This window comes from Rhizobium sp. BK602, from assembly GCF_014195095.1.
GTDB lineage: Bacteria > Pseudomonadota > Alphaproteobacteria > Rhizobiales > Rhizobiaceae > Rhizobium.
In genome coordinates this window covers 505,259-521,425 of the sequence record NZ_JACIBC010000002.1, presented here as the reverse complement: position 1 = coordinate 521,425, position 16,167 = coordinate 505,259, and the positions used below count along the sequence as shown (strand labels likewise).

Below are 16,167 nucleotides of genomic sequence, written 5' to 3'. Positions count from 1 at the left end.
CATGCTGCTGCTATATGAACATCCCCATGATATCAGAGCGCTTTTTGAAGGCTATTGCGTGGACCTATATCGCGGCACTGGTTGCCGTGACCTTCGCGCATCTCAATTGGCAGGCCGAACTCGGCAACCCCTTCGACGTCTATCGTGCGGTTGCGCTCTGTCTCGCCGGCATGCTGGCAAGGCTGGCCTATCCGCAATCGCCATCCTTCACCTGCCTGCTGATGATCGGCAGCGTCTCGGCGCTCTGCTTCTCGCATTTCCTGGCGAACGGCAATTACGGCTCGCCCATGGACATCATCGTCGCCATGACCGCCGCACTCTGGGGCATCGCGCTCGGCGCCATGCTCAGCCGGCTGATATCTCCGGCCTCGAAGCGAACCGCGCTGTATTAATCGTCGTCCAATCTGCCGCTGTCGGATGCAGCCCGCCTCTACCACAGGCGTTGGCGACACTTGAATAGCGTCGTTTCCGTGTCCGGCGGGCGCCGCGAATCGCACTTGCTCTACGGCCTGTTCAGCACGGCATCGCGCAATTTGTATATCTGAATGACCATTATGCAGCCAATATTATGGCTAACTTACTATTTGTATTTGCAATTGTGGCTTTCCTGCAACTTAAAATGAAAAATCACGAAAACGTCATTTTGAGAAAAATATATCATATAAATTTACGGGAATTCGTCTTTAATAGAGACCAGAAGCGGGTGGGGCCCGTTTCTCCCGAGTCGGGGTTTTTAACAGGGATAGGGTGAGGCACGTCGGATTCTCGGCGCGATAGCCTGTGCCCAATCTATATTGGATTGGAGTTTTTATGAACATCAAGAGCCTTCTTCTCGGCTCCGCTGCGGCCCTCGCAGCTGTATCCGGCGCTCAGGCAGCCGACGCTGTCGTCGCCGCTGAGCCGGAGCCGCTTGAATATGTCCGCATCTGCGACGCATACGGCGCTGGCTACTTCTTCATTCCGGGCACCGAAACCTGCCTCAAGATCGGCGGCTATGTCCGTACCGAAGGCAAGTGGTACAATGCTTACAACCCGGCCGACCGTTACGGCACGCTGTGGCACACTCGTGCTCACCTGACCCTCGACACCGCAACCGACACCGAATACGGCCCGCTGAAGACGGCTACCGTTCTGCGTTGGGACTGGCAGGATGGCGGTTCGACCACCACCAAGCTGATCGCCGCTAACATCAGCCTCGCCGGCTTCACCATCGGTAAGCTCGATTCGGCCTACAACCTGTATGCTGGCTATGCCGGCGGCGTCATCAACGACGACGTTGTCTATGACGGCCCGTACGAACTCAACCAGATCACCTACAACTACGACGCCGGCAACGGCTTCACCGCCGTGATCTCGCTCGAAGACAGCAACTCCGGCGCTGGCGCCACGGGCGTCAACGGCGAAGACAGCTCCGATCACTACGCTCCGGACGTTGTTGCCGGTGCTGGTTACAAGGCTGGCAACTTCGGCTTCAAGATCGTCGGCGGCTACGACTCGATCGTCGAAGAAGGCGCTGTCAAGGCTCGCATCGATGGCGACTTCGGCGTCTTCAAGGCCTTCTTGATGGGCGGCTGGAACACGGACGGCGACAAGCTGAACAAGTATGCCAGCGCAAACGGCTCCGGCGCGGCCAAGATTGGCTGGGGTGATTGGGCTCTGTGGACCGGCATCACCGTTCCGATCAACGACAAGCTGCAGGCAAACGCTCAGGTTGCCTACACCGACTCGAAGATCTTCGCAGCGACCGCGAACGTCAAGTTCAACCCGGTCAAGAACCTGCAGATCACGCCGGAAGTTTCCTACACCAACTGGGACTCCATCAACCAGGACCAGTGGGCTGGCGTTCTGCGCTTCCAGCGTACCTTCTAAGACCTCGTTTTCGAGATCTGATCTGACTTGACCCCTGATCGGATGGGGGTTGGCCCGGCTTCCAGCGAAGCGGGCCAATCCTTCCGATCCGGGGTTCGTCTTTTTTGGCATCCGCCTCGAAACCAGGCTTGGGCCGAAAGACAGGGCGGAGCTTCATCATGATGGCTCCGCAACCCATCAACGGCATCGACAAGCCTGATTTTTTGTCGTAGAGACACCGCATGTCGTTCACCTACGCAAACGCCTCGCGATTTTATTCGTACCGCTGCTCTCAGCGGAGGCGGGCCTGTGCGTAGATAAAACTGACGCAACATCAAAGACCCGAACAGCCGCTAGTCCTACCTGGCGGCTTTTTTTGTCGCCACGGTACGACCCCAAAAGGAACAGATACCGTGTTGAATTCCACCGACGACCTGCGCATTGTCGAGATTACCGCGCTTACGCCGCCTGCCCGCATCATAGACGAGATCCCGAGGGATGAGGCCGTCACCGCCACCGTGACGGAGGCGCGCAAGGCCGTGCACAACATCCTGCATGGTGCCGATGATCGCCTGATCGTCGTCATCGGCCCCTGCTCCATCCATGATCCGGTCGCAGCACATGATTATGCCGCCCGGCTGAAGGAACAGCGCGACCGCTTCGCCGGCGAGCTGGAAATCATCATGCGCGTCTATTTCGAGAAGCCAAGGACCACCGTCGGATGGAAGGGCCTGATCAACGACCCGCATCTGGACGGCAGCTACCGTATCGAGGAAGGCTTGCGCCTTGCCAGACGCCTTCTGGCCGACGTCAACGAGATCGGGCTGCCGGCCGGCTGCGAATTCCTCGATACCATCACGCCGCAATACATCGCCGACCTGGTGGCCTGGGGTGCCATCGGCGCGAGGACGACCGAGAGCCAGGTGCATCGCGAACTGGCCTCCGGCCTCTCCTGCCCGATCGGCTTCAAGAACGGCACGAACGGCGATACGCGGATCGCGCTCGATGCGATCCTGGCGGCCTCGCAGCCGCATCATTTCCCCGCCGTCACCAAGGAAGGCCTTGCCGCGATCGCCTCGACGCGCGGCAATGACGACGGCCATATCATCCTGCGCGGCGGCAAGCAGCCCAATTACGATGCCGCGAGCGTGCAGGCCGTGTCGGAGCAGGCCGCCAAGCTCGGGCTCGATCCGCAGATCATCATCGATGCCAGCCACGCCAACAGCAACAAGAACCCGGAAAACCAGCCGGCGGTGGTCAGCGCCGTCGCCGAGCAGGTCGCCGCCGGCGACCGTCGCATCAAGGGCATGATGATGGAAAGCAATATCGTCGGCGGCCGCCAGGACCTCGTTCCCGGCAAGGCGCTGGTCTATGGCCAGAGCATCACCGACGGCTGCATCGACTGGCCGACATCCGTACGGACGCTGGAAACCTTGGCCGAGGCGGTTCAGGCAAGACGCCGAACGTCTCGCCAATAACGCTGCCGGTCATCGATCGTTCACAGGCCACGCGCCTGTGAACGATCTCAGGGCCTTATCCTCGCCTGGATCATGACTTGCCGCGGCCGACGATCAGCCGCAGCGACCCCTCGAATGCCGGTTGCGTCCGCAAATGCCCGTGTTTGGCATCCCATGCGCCGTCCTCGATATCCCGGCTCAGCTCGGCAACGAAGCGGTCGCCGACGGAGGGATCGACGAAACTCCAGGCCGAATTGGCAAGGCGTGCGCCCGGCTCCAGCAGGCGCTCCGGACGCCCGTAATAGGCTTCGCTGAAGCCGTCCGTACAATTCAACGGGATCGGAACGGGAATGATCTCCGCATGACCGCCCAGCCCATCGCGGATGGTCGCCAGTTGCGGATAGCGGCGCGCCTCCACCGCGATCGCCTCCGGCGCATAGTCAACCAGCCAAAACCGATCCAACTCCATCGGATCGCAGGTGAGGATCAGTACGGGTCCGCGCGTCACCCGCCGCATTTCCGCAAGACCACCTGCAAGATCGGACCATTGATGCACGGTGAAGGTCGCCATGCTGGCATCGAAACTGTCATCCGCGAAAGGAAGCCTTTCGGCGGTGCCGTCGATAGCGGCAGGCAGATGCGCCGGCCGCTGTGCCCGCATCGACGCCGATGGCTCGACTGCCGTGATCTCGCGATCGATGGGCTCGTAGGAGCCGGCACCCGCGCCGACATTGAGGACGCTGCGAGCCTCACCCAATGCAGCGCGGATAAACGCGGCAATCTGCGGATCGGGTTGGCGGTAGCTCGTATAGTTCGTGCCGATCACGCCGTAATTCGCGTCGCCGGCGCTGCCGTCTTTGTGTCTTTTGGTCATCGGGGTCTTCGTCCTCTCTGTCTTGCGGCACCGGACAGCGCCCATTGCCCGGTTCGGACATGGCTTCGCCATCGCCGGAAACGCTGCCGCATCCCGCACTTCATTGTTCCCTCCAAGGGAAAATCTCTTCCAACGGCGGGAGAAAACATCATGGCAGACAGGAAGAAAATCGATATGATCGAACAAGGATTGTTCGGAAAACTCACATGGCTCGCCGCATCCCCTCCCTCAACGCATTGCGTGCTTTCGAAGCCGCTGGCCGGCACGGACGGATGACCCTGGCAGCCGACGAGCTGAATGTGACGCACAGTGCCGTCAGTCGCCAGATCCAGCATCTCGAGGATGTGCTGGGTGTTCCGCTGTTCGAGGGGCCTAAGAACAGACTGCGGCTGACGGAGGCGGGTTCGACCTTGCTGTCGGGCTTGAGCTCCGCCTTCGATCAGATCGATATGTCGGTACGATCGGTCGCCGATGCCGAAGATGGATCGCTCGATGTCTCCTGCCCCGGCACCTTCACCATGCGTTGGTTGATCCCGCGGCTCTACCGGTTCCAGGCGGAATACCCGAATATCGAAGTCCGGTTGACGGCATCGTCGCGCCCGGTCGACTTTACCCGCGACGGGTTCGATGTCGCGATCCGCGTCGGCACGGCACCTTGGCCGGAAGGCGCGGAGGTGATCGCACTGTTTCCCGAACAGACGGGTCCGGTTCTCGCCCCTTCCCTCGCAAAAGCCGTCGTGGAGAATTTCGCCGGCATTCCGCAGCTTCACACCAGAACCCGCCTTCGCGCCTGGGGCGACTGGCTGTCGCGGTCAGGTGTACCGGTCGAAGCCGGAACACGGGTGGAATACGAGCACTTCTATTTCATGCTGGAGGCGGCAAGCGCCGGCTTGGGCGTCTGCGTGACACCGTGGCCCTATGTGACCGACGATATCCGTTTCGGTCGTCTGACCGCCCCGCTGGGCTTCATCGACAGCGGCCATCACTACGTCGCGCTACGGCGGGCTCGCCGAAATCGGAAATCCACATTGTTCTGCGAATGGCTGCAGAAGGAAGCACAGGCATTCTCCGCCTCGCATCCCGCCCCCTGCGAGGCTAGACCCGCCGATAATGGGCAAGGCTCACATAGTGCTTTCGAGGACCGTGCACATGCCACATCTCAGCCCAGGCGTCCGGTCCACGAAAGAAAAGGCGACCCCGATAAAGATCCGGGCCGCATTGATGGATGACCTGCTGCGATGCGCCGCCGCCAATGCGGATGAATTCGCTGAGATCGGGAAAATAAACGGTCAGGCGCTCCGCCTCGGAGCCTAGCCGATAGGTGCGGCTGCTCCTCAGCGTCATTGGGCCGCTCGTGGTGTCGCCGTGTTCCTCGAACTGGACAGGCGTCACGAACGCCTGCCCCTCGAAGAGGATGCGGCAATGGTTGAGACGGTCGAGGATCGTCCGCCTGACCTCCCATGTGCCGAGATAGTGCCGCAGCCGCTCGCTTGCGGCCGTTCCCGTCATCAGGACGCCGCGCGCTGCGTCGTATCGGCTTGCCGTACCGGCAGCTTCCAGCCGGGCCGGACGAAGTGGCAGGTATAGCCGTTCGGAATGCGCTCCAGATAATCCTGATGCTCGGGCTCGGCCTGCCAGAAATCGCCCACCGGCACCACTTCGGTCACAACCTTGCCCGGCCAGAGACCGGAAGCGTCGACATCGGCGATCGTGTCGAGAGCGACCCGCTTCTGCTCGTCGCTGGTATAGAAGATCGCCGAGCGGTAGCTCGTGCCGACATCGTTGCCCTGGCGGTTGCGCGTGCTCGGATCGTGGATCTGGAAGAAGAATTCCAAGAGATCGCGATAGCTGATCTTCTCGGGATCGAAGACGATCTCGATCGCTTCCGCATGGGTGCCGTGATTGCGATAGGTGGCGTTGGCGACATCGCCGCCGGTATAGCCGACGCGGGTCGAGATGACGCCCTTGTAGCGGCGGATGAGGTCCTGCATGCCCCAGAAACAACCGCCGGCGAGAACTGCACGTTCCGTAGTCATCTTATATCCTCCACTTGGTCGAGATAGGCGCCGTAGCCTTCGGCTTCCATGCGATCGCGATGCACGAAGCGAAGGGAGGCGGAGTTGATGCAATAGCGCAGACCGCCGCGGTCGATCGGCCCGTCCGGGAAGACATGGCCAAGATGGCTGTCGCCATGCGCCGAACGGACCTCGGTGCGCAACATGCCGTGCGACAGATCGGTGAGCTCGCTGACGTTGGCGGTCTCGATCGGCTTGGTGAAGCTCGGCCAGCCGCAGCCGGAATCGAACTTGTCGGATGAGGCGAACAGCGGTTCACCCGATACGATGTCGACATAGATGCCGGGCTGCTTGTTATAAAGATATTCGCCCGTGCCTGGACGCTCCGTGCCGCTTTGCTGCGTCACGCGGTACTGTTCCGGCGACAGCTTGGCGATGGCCTCGGAGGTCTTGCTGTAATTTCGCATTCTTGTTCGCCTTGCTCTTGGACGCATGCCTCAAGCTTTACCAGCCATTACGGGAGAATGCTGGAAATCGTTACAGAGGTTAAGCTCGATCAGCGTCGCGGGAGTGCTTGCGACGGGAATATAGGTATCGGAGAGCCGCTTTGCCATATCGCATGGGCGGCATGAGGCGCGGCAAGACGGCCGGCTATCACTCGTCCCAATCGCAGGCGCTGGTGTAAATCGCCGAGAGTGCCTCGATACCGGTCTGGTCGTCGCCGTCGAAGCGGCCCGGAAGCGGGCTGTCGAGATCGATCACACCGAAAACATATCCGTCACGGAACAGCGGCACGACCAATTCCGAGCGGGACGCGGCGTCACAGGCAATATGACCGGGAAAGGCATGCACGTCCTCGACAAGGATCGATTGCTCCTTTTCGATCGCCGTGCCGCAGACGCCGCGGCCGACGGCAATGCGCACGCAGGCCGGCTTGCCCTGGAACGGGCCGAGCACAAGTTCGTCGTCGGACTGCAGGAAATAGAAGCCGGCCCAGTTGAGATCCGGCAACATCTGGAAGATCAGCGCCGAGGTATTGGCAGCATTGGCGATCGGATCGGTCTCGCCATCGAGCAGCGCCTGCAATTGCCCGGAAAGCTCACGATAGAATTCGGGCTTGCTGGAAGCCGCGATCGTCTGTTGTTCAAACATCGGCTATCGCCTTTCGGTTGGATCATCTCAAACGGCTTGCCGTCAGTCCTTGTCATCCGGCGGGCAAGGCCAGGAACCGGGCGCCTGCAATCCCGCGGGCAGTTTGGTCGACTTGTCGCCGCAGGCAAGATTGACCTGGGTCTGCGCCAGTCCGGTTGCCGCCGACAGATCGGCCCCCTCGATCCGGGTCAGATACAGGAAGGCGCCACCGAAGGTGACCGGCCCCTGGATGGTTGCGCCGCTCAAGGTGGCGCGGGAAAGATTGGCAAAGGAGAAATTGACGCCCGTCAGCACTGCCTTGTCGAAATCGGCACGACCGAGCTCGGCCTTCTGAAAATCGGCATTCGCCAGCTGCGCGCCGCTGAATTCGGCCCGCTGCAGCTCGGCATTGGCGAAGGAGGCGCCATTGGCGACGGCATTGCTGAAATCGGAGCGATAGGCCTCGATCCTGGCGAAATTCGCCCCTTCCGCCTTCGCATTCTTCAGCCAGGCCCGCACCAGGGTTGCCTTTTCCAGATTGGCGCCGGTGAGATTGGCGTCGCTGAGATCGGTGCTGTCGAAATGCGTTTCGGACAGGTTGGCGCCGTGCAGATCGCTGCCCGGCAGCATGATGTTGGTCTTGCTGCATCCGCTCCAATCGAGGCCGGGTGCAGCGACCACATTGCCGCAATCGCCGGCAAAGGCGGATTGCCCGGCTCCCGAAGCAAGCAGGAACACCGCCGCCAGCGCCAAGGCGGAAGGACCCGACATCGCGCCGCCTGCCTTTCGACGCCGCAATCCCCCTCCGGCCGGCCAGACCAGTCTCTCAGCAAGGCTGCCCATCTCGTCGCTCCGCTTCTTCACCCACCTGCCCCATCGAGTCGGCGGCATCAATACCATCATCCTTGTATATGGTGCTTCGAACGACAGAAAGAGGCCTCTCTCGCAAAAGGATATTGCGAAGCGGATGAACGACTTGGCGCCCGTCAGGCAAGCCCGCCGCAAGTCTGAAGTTTTCGGGGAAGGTTCGGGAAGAATAGGCTGGTCGGAGTGGAGTGATTCGAACACTCGACCCCCACGTCCCGAACGGAGAAGGCTCCGCGAAAACCCAGCATTTCCGGAACAGACAAATCCACGTGGTCCCTGTCTGTTCCGGTTCTGTCCATCCAATCGGTCCGCAATCGGTCCGCTGTATGATTTGTTCTCGCCTTAGATGAAGAGCATGAGGCCGTCAATACAGATACCACAGTGAAGATGGTCAATTCCTTTGGATCAACACCATGGCCTGCGCCGCCCTTCCCAGCGCCGCGCGACGCCTTCCTTCACCAACTCCTCGCCAATGGATTGATCCCCGCGCTCGATCAGCCGCAGCTTGCGGCCATACTGATCTTCATCACGATCGATAGCCCTGAGTTCGAATGGACCGTCGTTCAGTAGATCCTGCAGCCGCAAGGTCGCCGCATCGCCGAGATCCTGCTCGCCAGCACAGCGTGCCGGATGGATTTCTGGAGCATCGATATCGGCGATGCGGATCTTCACGCCATCCATCCAGAACGTATCGCCGTCGACGACGCAATTGACGCGCCGCTCATCGCCGCAGATCGAAAAACGCGGTATGGCCTCCGTAGCGCCAAGGTTTGACCACGCCAGCACCATCCCGACAAACATCATGCAGTAAACCACGAATCGCATCCTCAAACAGGCTCCCTTGACTTCAGGCCACACCAGAACATAGTTGGAACATCAGAGCGGCTTTCACAGAAAAAATCTATGGAGGCTATAATGCGTTTTCTACCCATCAAAGATTGGTCCCCTGGCTATCTGTATGTCTGCCCGCGGCATGTCGATATTCGCGTGAGATGCGAGACGTGCGGGATAGAGAAGGATTTCGATCGGGACACGCTGCCGATAGCCTTATATCGTGCCGAGGTAGAGGATATCGAACGCCGGCTGAAATGCGCGTGCGGGGAGAAGAAGGCCAGACTGCTGTTCGGGCATCTTGAGGCCGCAGCGACAGATGAAAAAGGATGAAGGGGCGTTATGAGCGAACAACAAGATCGACCAAGGGAGCTAGTTCATTTCGAGCATTGGTGCGAAGAGCCCGGCTGCAAGGCATGGGGCGGGTGGGGCTATGATATCGGCAAGGGCGACGCCCGCTGGTATTGCTACGAGCATAAGTGGGAGGAATATCCGCAGCCGAAGGGTGGTCAACGGTTTTAAGGCCTGACGACCGGCGTCCGAAAAAGCGTCTTGTCGGGCCTGCCCTGGTTATCCTCGAACTTTGAACTCAGCACCTGCACCTGCGTGCTGACCTTATTGATGCTGTCGATCGCCGTATCCAGCTTGCCGCCGATCGACTCGGCGACCCGATCGATGCGAGCGTTCGTGAGTTCGATCGCCTTCTTGTTTTCGGCGCCAGCCTCAAGCGCCCTGGTCGTCTGAAACGACAGGGGCGCGATCTGCGAGACCTGCTGAGCGGTCGCATCCAGCGCCTTCTGCGTCCGGTCCTGCGAACTGCGGAGATCGGCGATATCCCGATTGAGGGATACCCACACGCCGCCGATGATGAAGGCATTGACGAGCGCTCCGCCGATGATGGCGATGAAATGCGCCGGATTGATCTCTGGCTTTTTGACCGATATTTGCATGGCATCCTCGCTCATTTCGTTTCAAAGGCCTTTCGGGTATCGGTATGGAATGCTGGACTTTCGATGGAACTTAGCGCTTGACATTAGGTACAATGTACCTCATATTGATCATGTCGAAAGGGCAAAGGGTGCCCGCCAAAAGATGGAGAAACGACAATGACGCCAGCATCCGAAAAGCAGATTGCATATGTTGAAGCCCTTCTCACGAAGCTTCAGAACAAGAAGATCGTTGCTGGCCGTTATGGAACGGTCGAGAATCTGGCCAAAATGCGTGACGACCACGTTGCCCGTTATCAGGCGCTATTGGCAGAAGGCCTGACGAAGGTCGGCGCATCGAATGCCATCAACCAACTCACCATCCTTGCTCGCTAAGGAAGAAATCGATGTCGATCTCACTTCCTATCTGGGGCCCGCCTGAATTCGGCAATCAGGGAATTGGGTCAACCGCCGATGAAGTTGAAGCAATAGCGGCTTTGAACAGAGCGTTAGGCTTCAAAGTATCTACAGTCCGTAAGGGCTGGGAATTTGAAGAGAGTGACGGTAGCCCGTCCCCCAATAAGGCGAACCGCTTCGGATGGTTCGTCGTTGATTGGGATGCGGATGGCTACCGAGAATACAGCAATGAAGCGCTTCGTAAGCGCCTTGAAGAAAAGCGCCTCCATATCCCAGCAAACACGTTCGACCCTTCCTCTATCGCTGGAGCAATGACCCCTGAGAGGAAGAAATCGAAAAAGCGGCTCGTCTCCATAGCGAGCGCGCTTTCAGGAACGCCAGACGCGAAAGAAGCACTCCGGATCGCCAACGAATACGACGGTTCGTCTCCACCAGACGGCCGGTTGAAGAAGCTCAAGAAACTCGCTGTCGCAAATGGGGTATGGGAAGAAGGACTTGGCCTGGAGTAAACCCGCCACAAGACCTGAGCCCTGCAGCGGGTGATTTGGTGGCACCAAGGTCTTATTAACGGAGACGGATTGAACCGCGACCGCAACACACACACCGAGCATCCTCAACGGATTTTTATTATCAGAGGCTTCCCGCAACCGCAACTCATCGCTACTTCGTTACGATCAACAATCGTCACTGTAATGAGCGGCTATAGAGGGCGCAAGTATGACTCCAGAAGAACTCAAATCAGCCCGCCACGCTCTCGGTCTCAGCGCCAACGGTCTCGCCAAATTTGTGCATTTGTCAGATGGCGCGCATGTGCGGAAAATCGAGAATGGCAGCCGCCCGATCTCCGGGCCACTGGAAGTGCTGATGGAAGCCATCATGGCCAGCAGCGATGTGCGCCGGCATTTCGGCCTCTCCTTGCCGGACGATCCCGCATCAAAGTCAGAGCAATCAATGCGGGATTGACATAAGGCCGGCGGCGATTGCACATGCGAGCGTGCCGGCAGAGAGCAGGAAGAGGACAAGGAAGACAGCAGGGCTCATGGCTTGGCCTCAAAGGCGCGCTTCGTCTCGCCGTAGAACAAGGCGCACCGATCCACGCGAGAATTGGCCCGGTTCAGAGCGGCGCGCTCTTTCACAAGGATGGAGCGAAGCTCGGCGCCGACCGCGATTGCGGCATGGGACTCGTGCGCTGCGCAGTCTGCCGGCAGGTCGGGGAGATTGATCCCGGCCGATATCCTGCCCTGTTCCGCAGCCGCGCTCTTCAGCCGCTCAGTGCTTGAGCAGCCAGCTACGGTCAGCATCGTTAATAAGACACTGACGATTGGCCTCGGCGAGACGTTTCTCATATTCGAAGAGCTCCAGATCGGTTTGCGCATCTGTGGCGCGCTGGGCGGCTTCGTCAGCGGCCTGGCGCTTGGCGACTTCGGACAGGGCTTGCGAGGCCGCATTGCGTTGCCGCTCCATCTCCGCGGCTTTGGCTTCGGCTGTCGTCTTCTCAGCGATGGCTACGTATCCAGCCAGGACGCCCTTGTCGTGCTCATGGAGCCAGAGCTTGAAGCCGACCAACAGCGCTACGATGACCAGAAGACCGCCAGCGAACTTACCTATGGGGGAGATAAGGAAGGCCAGCATCAGAGATCGGCCTCGCAATAATCCCGCTCCTTCTGCCGCCGACGCGTCAGACCGGGGAAGACGACGCCCGCCGCCCGGTTATATTTGAGCAAGGATTCGCATCCGGCCTTTGTCTGCCCTGCGTTGATCAGTCCGACGACACTGGATTTGCACGCGCCCTTCACGCCGATATTGTAGGCGAACGAGATCAAGGCGACATAGCGCTTGTCGGGGAGCGGCACCTTCACGCATTGGTCAATGCCTGTGGCATAGGTCTGCAGAGATCCCTCCAGCATCGCCTTGCATTCGGCGACGGAATATTGATCACCACGCTTGACGCCGCTTGTTTCGCCGTAACAGACGGTCCAAGGCGGCCCCTTGGTCGCGGGATCGGGGTAGGCCGTCTGACGAAGACCCTCGAAGCCGCCGACAAGCGCAACGGCCATGGCGGCGGCAGTGCTGCCCTTTCGAAGCTTACTCATCGCCAGACACCTTCTGTTGCGCGATCAGGCGAGCGCCCCAGGCTGCGGCACCTGCGAATGAACCGGCGGCGGTCAGCCAGATTGGGTTGAATGGGAGAAAATCCTTGAGGCCATCGGAGGCGTCCGCGAGGAATTGCAGAATGCCGACGACAATGCTCACCTCGATCAGGCGCAGCGACGAAGAATGACGCAGCACCCGACCCGCATTCGGGACGAGTTTCGGTTTCATGGGATGTCCTGATTTAAGAATTGGTGATGACTAGAAAAGCTCAGAAATGAAATACATCTCTTGAGCACCGCTGATCGGCTATTGCAATTTCCGATAGTGTGATTATCGTTCGGGAATGTCTACCGTTTTAGATATCCCCAAGGCTGAAAAGCCGCTTCTCTCCGGCTCATCCATCGTAACCGTGGAACGCCCCGTACACCTCGCCCATATGCGTTGCGTCGGGCGCGTAACCGTGGGCGCCTATTCCTATGGCAATGTGGATACCATCACTTACGACGCTGACATTGGCCGCTTCAGCTCGATCGGTCATCGCGTGATCATCGGTCCAATCGAGCATCCAACAGACTGGCTTTCATCAAGTGGTTTTTCCTGGGGCGATACCGTTTTTGAACCATATGGCGGCTATAGGGCGATGGTTTCGTCTGAACGCTTTCCGGCCAACTCGGCACGGACAAGCATCGGCAACGATGTTTGGATCGGAGCCGGCGCCATAATTAAGCGTGGCGTCACGATTGGCAACGGCGCGATCATCGGCGCCGGCGCCGTCGTCACCAAGGACATCCCGCCATATGCGATTTATGCCGGAGCGCCGGCGAAAATCATCCGGCCTCGCTTCAATGAAGCGACGATAGCACGGCTCCAAAATCTCCAGTGGTGGAACTATGTCCTCGATCGCGAAGCCCTAGCTAACCCACGGTACTCGAAGGTTGAAGACTCCATTAGCGTTATCGAAGACGCCGTAGCGGCGGGCAAAATAGATCGCCTGCGGCCACAACAGGCGACGATCACAACGAACGGGGCAAATCAGGTGATCTCTCTATAATACGAGGCGAACTCGTCAGCGCTGACAATTCTCAGTTCGCCGTCGCCGTCACGAATTACCCAATCCGTGGGGGCGCAGCGATGCCACCCGAGAGGCGTACCGATATAGATTGAATCGGAATATGCCACCGACCCCCATACGGCCCCCTTGACGAAGTTTTCAAGATTCCAATCGGGATTGCCGATGTGAGGCAATGTCACTATATGCGAGACCTCAGGAAGCCAATCCGGCCGATCTTCATCACCCCCAAACTGCCAGACCTCAACGGGGTGGCCTTCTTCGCTGACCATTCCTTTTTCGGTCGAGAAAACCCTGATGCTCTTATATGTCGTCATTGGACACCTATGAATGTTAGACGGTTGCTATGGCGGCAGAGCCGCCGGATGTGCCATTGCCCGCGCTGGAGAACTTCATTCTTCCCGTCACCGTCGTGCTCGAAGTGGCTGTGATTTCGAGATATCCGAAACCGGGACGCGTGGTGCCGTTGGTGACATAATTCCACCCCACTTCATTCGTCTGGGGCGTGCGCCACATGTTGTGCGTCCACGTCAGCGCGATCTCTGATGTGGCGTTCGTCGGATCGATGGAGACAGCCCCATTGAACGTGGGGAATTTTGACGAGGTTCCGTCATTCGTGTTGAAGCCACATTGTTTCAACGATGTGAAAGCCGGAGAAGAAGCCAGATCAATGGCGACGATCCCAGGATAAGTCGTCGCATTACCCTCGATCCGTCCTCGAGAAATTACGATGTCCCCGGTGCTATCGTTTCTCCATCCGACCTGATTGTCGACCAACATGACAGTGCCGATATAGATGTTTGCAGCGCCGCTCTTTGTCCACAATGATCGAGACGCATTTCCATCCTGAGCGGTACCCCGCAAATCGTGGATATACATCTGATTGATTGTAACATGATCGACGTTCGTGTCGACGACAACGCCGTGGCCAGCAACGCCGCCATGGATCGTGATCGTCCCGAATTGCGTTTTGTCAGATCCGATCAGCAGCTTCGTAGAGCCCGCATTCCCGGTCGACCCGCGATTCTCGTATTCAGAAATCATGAGGAGATCGGTCGTCAACAAGTCAAAATCAGGCAGCGCGCCGCTTCCGAAGTTCTGGTTTCGGACATTGACCTTGTTGAATTGCCCGAGCACCTGGCCACGGACCTTGATCCCGCCTAAGGAGCCTTCCGAAGTGAGATTATCGGTTCGGACGCGTTGGAACACGTTACCTTCGAACCGAATGCCGTAGCCGTTCTTGTGGGTATGGCTATGGATAAACCCGATTTCACAGCCGGCGACGGCGCTATTGCTCGCCTGATCCGCAAAAACGATCCCGGATATGCTCTCGGAAGGGAACATGAGTGAATTGCGCAGCGTCCCATAGAGGGTTTCGTCCGGATAGAAGCAAAGCTCGGCGGTCACGTCGTCGATCAGAATATCGCCAGGCCCACGGAAAACAAACCCATCGTAAGAGCAATCACTGACAACCAAATCCGTGATGCTGCCTTGTTGATCGTTGAGGGCATTATAATACCAGTTCGCCGGCGACGGAGAAGACGGATTACCGCACTCGGAGTAGAAGCCTATGCCGGCGCAATATTGAACAGCCACGTCCTCTACGATATATCGGCGCCCATAGAGACGGATACCAAATCCATCCCAGACGACAGATCCGACGCCGGCGAAGCGCGTTCCGGACACCCCGCCGTAGTTGACCTGGCGGTTACCGTCCACGGTGAAGCCCCTAAGCGAAAATCCCCAGGTCATGCCGGCATCGGTGACGAATTTCGCAGCGGTGCCCGTGAGGATGCTGAAATTATAGGTCTCGAGAACGCCGATGTCGGCGCCATCCTTGGCCTTCAAAAAGCTCTGGCTTTTTCCATGGCCGCAGAGGACGGACTGGGCATAGACATGAATCGTCTGCGCCGTATAGAGCGTTCCGATCGGCAGAATACAGGGTATGCCGACGATCGAACCGAGATCGATCGCCGCCTGCAGCATGGGGCCGCTGTCAAACGTAGCACTATTAAGCCGGGCGCCGATCTGCAGCGGCGAGATGATCGGGTCGGAAAACACCCAATACCCGCCATTCGTTGCATCGATAGTCCCATCCGGCATATAGCGATCCGCCGACCGGAAATACGAGAGCGCCGGATAAGCAGCGAGATCCGCAAGGCTGATCCGCTTATATTTCGCGCCCTCGACCCGAACCATAGCCGTCAGGTCGTAAAACTGTGTCCGCAAGCTCTTGTTTCTGGCGGGGATGATAGCGGCCATTGCCGTCGCAATATCCGCAAAGATGGCACCGACTTGCATGATGTTCTGCGCCAGCGCGAGATCAGCGAGATCGGTCAAGTTCTGCGCCGCCTGCAAGGCGCCGTCGGCGAGATCGCCCTGCTCACTCGTTGCAAAATCCGCTACATCGCTGTGTGCCGCACTGCCGACATCATCAGGCTGTAGCGCGGTGTCTGCGAGGGCACCCTGTTCTGTCGATGCCGTGCCGGCACTGATCAGGCTGGCCTTCAGAATAGCGGCATCGACGCCCGGCCCGTTCAGATAATCGACGAGCCGTTTCGTGGTCAGTTCCGGCATGGCGCAAATGCTCCATCATGGCCTTAGGAAAGGCCGCGCAAAAGGAATGAAATCGTTTTTC

At 58.8% G+C, this 16,167-nt stretch carries 21 protein-coding genes; 9 read left to right on the top strand and 12 right to left on the bottom strand.

What is annotated here, in order from left to right; all coding sequences use genetic code 11:
• Nucleotides 1-44 precede the first annotated feature (44 nt).
• The 3 genes from FHX11_RS08075 to FHX11_RS08065 all read left to right on the top strand — a co-directional run bounded on the left by FHX11_RS08075 (nt 45) and on the right by FHX11_RS08065 (nt 3,326).
• Complete coding sequence (locus FHX11_RS08075) at nt 45-392, top strand: hypothetical protein (protein ID WP_184357523.1); 348 nt, start codon at nt 45-47, stop codon at nt 390-392.
• Between the two features lie 418 nt (nt 393-810).
• Nucleotides 811-1,869 (top strand): porin, encoded by a 1,059-nt coding sequence (locus tag FHX11_RS08070; protein WP_184356813.1) that lies wholly within the window; start codon nt 811-813, stop codon nt 1,867-1,869.
• Between the two features lie 392 nt (nt 1,870-2,261).
• Nucleotides 2,262-3,326, top strand: coding sequence for a 3-deoxy-7-phosphoheptulonate synthase (locus FHX11_RS08065; RefSeq protein ID WP_184356812.1), 1,065 nt, complete (start codon nt 2,262-2,264; stop codon nt 3,324-3,326).
• Nucleotides 3,327-3,396: 70 nt separating this feature from the next.
• Here the strand turns inward: FHX11_RS08065 and FHX11_RS08060 are convergent, their stop codons facing one another.
• Nucleotides 3,397-4,179 (bottom strand): class I SAM-dependent methyltransferase, encoded by a 783-nt coding sequence (locus FHX11_RS08060; RefSeq protein WP_184356810.1) that lies wholly within the window; start codon nt 4,177-4,179, stop codon nt 3,397-3,399.
• Nucleotides 4,180-4,385: 206 nt separating this feature from the next.
• On the opposite strand from FHX11_RS08060, the gene FHX11_RS08055 reads away from it, so the two are divergent.
• Nucleotides 4,386-5,408 (top strand): LysR family transcriptional regulator, encoded by a 1,023-nt coding sequence (locus tag FHX11_RS08055; RefSeq protein ID WP_246780925.1) that lies wholly within the window; start codon nt 4,386-4,388, stop codon nt 5,406-5,408.
• Nucleotides 5,409-5,687: 279 nt separating this feature from the next.
• Here the strand turns inward: FHX11_RS08055 and msrA are convergent, their stop codons facing one another.
• From msrA to FHX11_RS08030, 5 genes are all read right to left on the bottom strand, one after another.
• On the bottom strand, nt 5,688-6,215 hold the full coding sequence (msrA, locus tag FHX11_RS08050; RefSeq protein ID WP_184356808.1) for a peptide-methionine (S)-S-oxide reductase MsrA: 528 nt from the start codon (nt 6,213-6,215) through the stop codon (nt 5,688-5,690).
• Nucleotides 6,212-6,661, bottom strand: a complete 450-nt coding sequence (gene msrB / locus FHX11_RS08045) for a peptide-methionine (R)-S-oxide reductase MsrB (protein WP_184356806.1) — start codon at nt 6,659-6,661, stop codon at nt 6,212-6,214. The genes msrA and msrB overlap by 4 nt, the downstream gene beginning before the upstream one ends.
• Before the next feature lie 187 nt (nt 6,662-6,848).
• Nucleotides 6,849-7,346 carry a GAF domain-containing protein gene (locus FHX11_RS08040; protein ID WP_184356803.1) on the bottom strand — a complete coding sequence of 166 codons (498 nt, stop codon included), beginning with the start codon at nt 7,344-7,346 and terminating at the stop codon, nt 6,849-6,851.
• 42 nt (nt 7,347-7,388) lie between these two features.
• Complete coding sequence (locus FHX11_RS08035) at nt 7,389-8,096, bottom strand: pentapeptide repeat-containing protein (protein ID WP_246780946.1); 708 nt, start codon at nt 8,094-8,096, stop codon at nt 7,389-7,391.
• 501 nt (nt 8,097-8,597) lie between these two features.
• A complete protein-coding gene (locus FHX11_RS08030; protein WP_246780945.1) occupies nt 8,598-8,981 on the bottom strand; it encodes a thermonuclease family protein in 384 nt (127 codons plus the stop codon).
• A gap of 126 nt (nt 8,982-9,107) precedes the next feature.
• Here FHX11_RS08030 and FHX11_RS08025 point away from each other — a divergent pair, with 126 nt between their 5' ends.
• On the top strand, nt 9,108-9,356 hold the full coding sequence (locus FHX11_RS08025) for a hypothetical protein (protein ID WP_246780924.1): 249 nt from the start codon (nt 9,108-9,110) through the stop codon (nt 9,354-9,356).
• A gap of 185 nt (nt 9,357-9,541) precedes the next feature.
• Here the strand turns inward: FHX11_RS08025 and FHX11_RS08020 are convergent, their stop codons facing one another.
• On the bottom strand, nt 9,542-9,988 hold the full coding sequence (locus tag FHX11_RS08020; protein ID WP_184356798.1) for a hypothetical protein: 447 nt from the start codon (nt 9,986-9,988) through the stop codon (nt 9,542-9,544).
• Between the two features lie 141 nt (nt 9,989-10,129).
• Here FHX11_RS08020 and FHX11_RS08015 point away from each other — a divergent pair, with 141 nt between their 5' ends.
• From FHX11_RS08015 to FHX11_RS08005, 3 genes are all read left to right on the top strand, one after another.
• The gene (locus tag FHX11_RS08015; RefSeq protein WP_184356795.1) at nt 10,130-10,345 is read left to right on the top strand and encodes a hypothetical protein; all 216 of its coding nucleotides are present in this window, start codon (nt 10,130-10,132) and stop codon (nt 10,343-10,345) included.
• Nucleotides 10,346-10,356: 11 nt separating this feature from the next.
• Complete coding sequence (locus tag FHX11_RS08010; RefSeq protein WP_184356793.1) at nt 10,357-10,875, top strand: hypothetical protein; 519 nt, start codon at nt 10,357-10,359, stop codon at nt 10,873-10,875.
• Between the two features lie 208 nt (nt 10,876-11,083).
• The gene (locus FHX11_RS08005) at nt 11,084-11,329 is read left to right on the top strand and encodes a helix-turn-helix transcriptional regulator (RefSeq protein ID WP_184356791.1); all 246 of its coding nucleotides are present in this window, start codon (nt 11,084-11,086) and stop codon (nt 11,327-11,329) included.
• A 306-nt stretch (nt 11,330-11,635) separates the two neighbouring features.
• Here the strand turns inward: FHX11_RS08005 and FHX11_RS08000 are convergent, their stop codons facing one another.
• Genes FHX11_RS08000 through FHX11_RS07990 form a run of 3 tightly spaced genes read right to left on the bottom strand, consistent with a single transcriptional unit; the run spans nt 11,636 to nt 12,688 of the window.
• The gene (locus tag FHX11_RS08000) at nt 11,636-11,998 is read right to left on the bottom strand and encodes a hypothetical protein (protein WP_184356789.1); all 363 of its coding nucleotides are present in this window, start codon (nt 11,996-11,998) and stop codon (nt 11,636-11,638) included.
• Nucleotides 11,998-12,459: a lysozyme gene (locus FHX11_RS07995; protein ID WP_184356787.1), complete on the bottom strand. Its 462-nt coding sequence runs from the start codon at nt 12,457-12,459 to the stop codon at nt 11,998-12,000. Before FHX11_RS07995 ends, FHX11_RS08000 begins: the two co-directional genes overlap by 1 nt.
• Nucleotides 12,452-12,688 carry a hypothetical protein gene (locus tag FHX11_RS07990; RefSeq protein ID WP_184356785.1) on the bottom strand — a complete coding sequence of 79 codons (237 nt, stop codon included), beginning with the start codon at nt 12,686-12,688 and terminating at the stop codon, nt 12,452-12,454. The genes FHX11_RS07995 and FHX11_RS07990 overlap by 8 nt, the downstream gene beginning before the upstream one ends.
• Nucleotides 12,689-12,803: 115 nt before the next feature.
• Here FHX11_RS07990 and FHX11_RS30045 point away from each other — a divergent pair, with 115 nt between their 5' ends.
• Complete coding sequence (locus FHX11_RS30045; protein ID WP_184356783.1) at nt 12,804-13,511, top strand: CatB-related O-acetyltransferase; 708 nt, start codon at nt 12,804-12,806, stop codon at nt 13,509-13,511.
• On the opposite strand, the gene FHX11_RS07980 is transcribed toward FHX11_RS30045, so the two are convergent.
• Together FHX11_RS07980 and FHX11_RS07975 are read right to left on the bottom strand one after the other, a co-directional pair.
• Nucleotides 13,493-13,846 (bottom strand): hypothetical protein, encoded by a 354-nt coding sequence (locus FHX11_RS07980; RefSeq protein WP_184356781.1) that lies wholly within the window; start codon nt 13,844-13,846, stop codon nt 13,493-13,495. The two genes, FHX11_RS30045 and FHX11_RS07980, sit on opposite strands and share 19 nt — an antisense overlap.
• 16 nt (nt 13,847-13,862) lie before the next feature.
• Complete coding sequence (locus FHX11_RS07975; RefSeq protein WP_184356779.1) at nt 13,863-16,106, bottom strand: hypothetical protein; 2,244 nt, start codon at nt 16,104-16,106, stop codon at nt 13,863-13,865.
• Nucleotides 16,107-16,167 lie beyond the last annotated feature (61 nt).

Coding starts and splice junctions, on each gene's coding strand:
- FHX11_RS08070 (WP_184356813.1), top strand. CDS start 811: ATGAACATCAAGAGCCTTCTTCTCGGCTCCGCTGCGGCCCTCGCAGCT.
- FHX11_RS08060 (WP_184356810.1), bottom strand. CDS start 4,179: ATGACCAAAAGACACAAAGACGGCAGCGCCGGCGACGCGAATTACGGC.
- FHX11_RS08055 (WP_246780925.1), top strand. CDS start 4,386: ATGGCTCGCCGCATCCCCTCCCTCAACGCATTGCGTGCTTTCGAAGCC.
- msrA (WP_184356808.1), bottom strand. CDS start 6,215: ATGACTACGGAACGTGCAGTTCTCGCCGGCGGTTGTTTCTGGGGCATG.
- msrB (WP_184356806.1), bottom strand. CDS start 6,661: ATGCGAAATTACAGCAAGACCTCCGAGGCCATCGCCAAGCTGTCGCCG.
- FHX11_RS08040 (WP_184356803.1), bottom strand. CDS start 7,346: ATGTTTGAACAACAGACGATCGCGGCTTCCAGCAAGCCCGAATTCTAT.
- FHX11_RS08035 (WP_246780946.1), bottom strand. CDS start 8,096: ATGTCGGGTCCTTCCGCCTTGGCGCTGGCGGCGGTGTTCCTGCTTGCT.
- FHX11_RS08030 (WP_246780945.1), bottom strand. CDS start 8,981: ATGGTGCTGGCGTGGTCAAACCTTGGCGCTACGGAGGCCATACCGCGT.
- FHX11_RS08025 (WP_246780924.1), top strand. CDS start 9,108: ATGCGTTTTCTACCCATCAAAGATTGGTCCCCTGGCTATCTGTATGTC.
- FHX11_RS08020 (WP_184356798.1), bottom strand. CDS start 9,988: ATGAGCGAGGATGCCATGCAAATATCGGTCAAAAAGCCAGAGATCAAT.
- FHX11_RS08015 (WP_184356795.1), top strand. CDS start 10,130: ATGACGCCAGCATCCGAAAAGCAGATTGCATATGTTGAAGCCCTTCTC.
- FHX11_RS08010 (WP_184356793.1), top strand. CDS start 10,357: ATGTCGATCTCACTTCCTATCTGGGGCCCGCCTGAATTCGGCAATCAG.
- FHX11_RS08005 (WP_184356791.1), top strand. CDS start 11,084: ATGACTCCAGAAGAACTCAAATCAGCCCGCCACGCTCTCGGTCTCAGC.
- FHX11_RS08000 (WP_184356789.1), bottom strand. CDS start 11,998: ATGCTGGCCTTCCTTATCTCCCCCATAGGTAAGTTCGCTGGCGGTCTT.
- FHX11_RS07995 (WP_184356787.1), bottom strand. CDS start 12,459: ATGAGTAAGCTTCGAAAGGGCAGCACTGCCGCCGCCATGGCCGTTGCG.
- FHX11_RS07990 (WP_184356785.1), bottom strand. CDS start 12,688: ATGAAACCGAAACTCGTCCCGAATGCGGGTCGGGTGCTGCGTCATTCT.
- FHX11_RS30045 (WP_184356783.1), top strand. CDS start 12,804: ATGTCTACCGTTTTAGATATCCCCAAGGCTGAAAAGCCGCTTCTCTCC.
- FHX11_RS07980 (WP_184356781.1), bottom strand. CDS start 13,846: ATGACGACATATAAGAGCATCAGGGTTTTCTCGACCGAAAAAGGAATG.
- FHX11_RS07975 (WP_184356779.1), bottom strand. CDS start 16,106: ATGCCGGAACTGACCACGAAACGGCTCGTCGATTATCTGAACGGGCCG.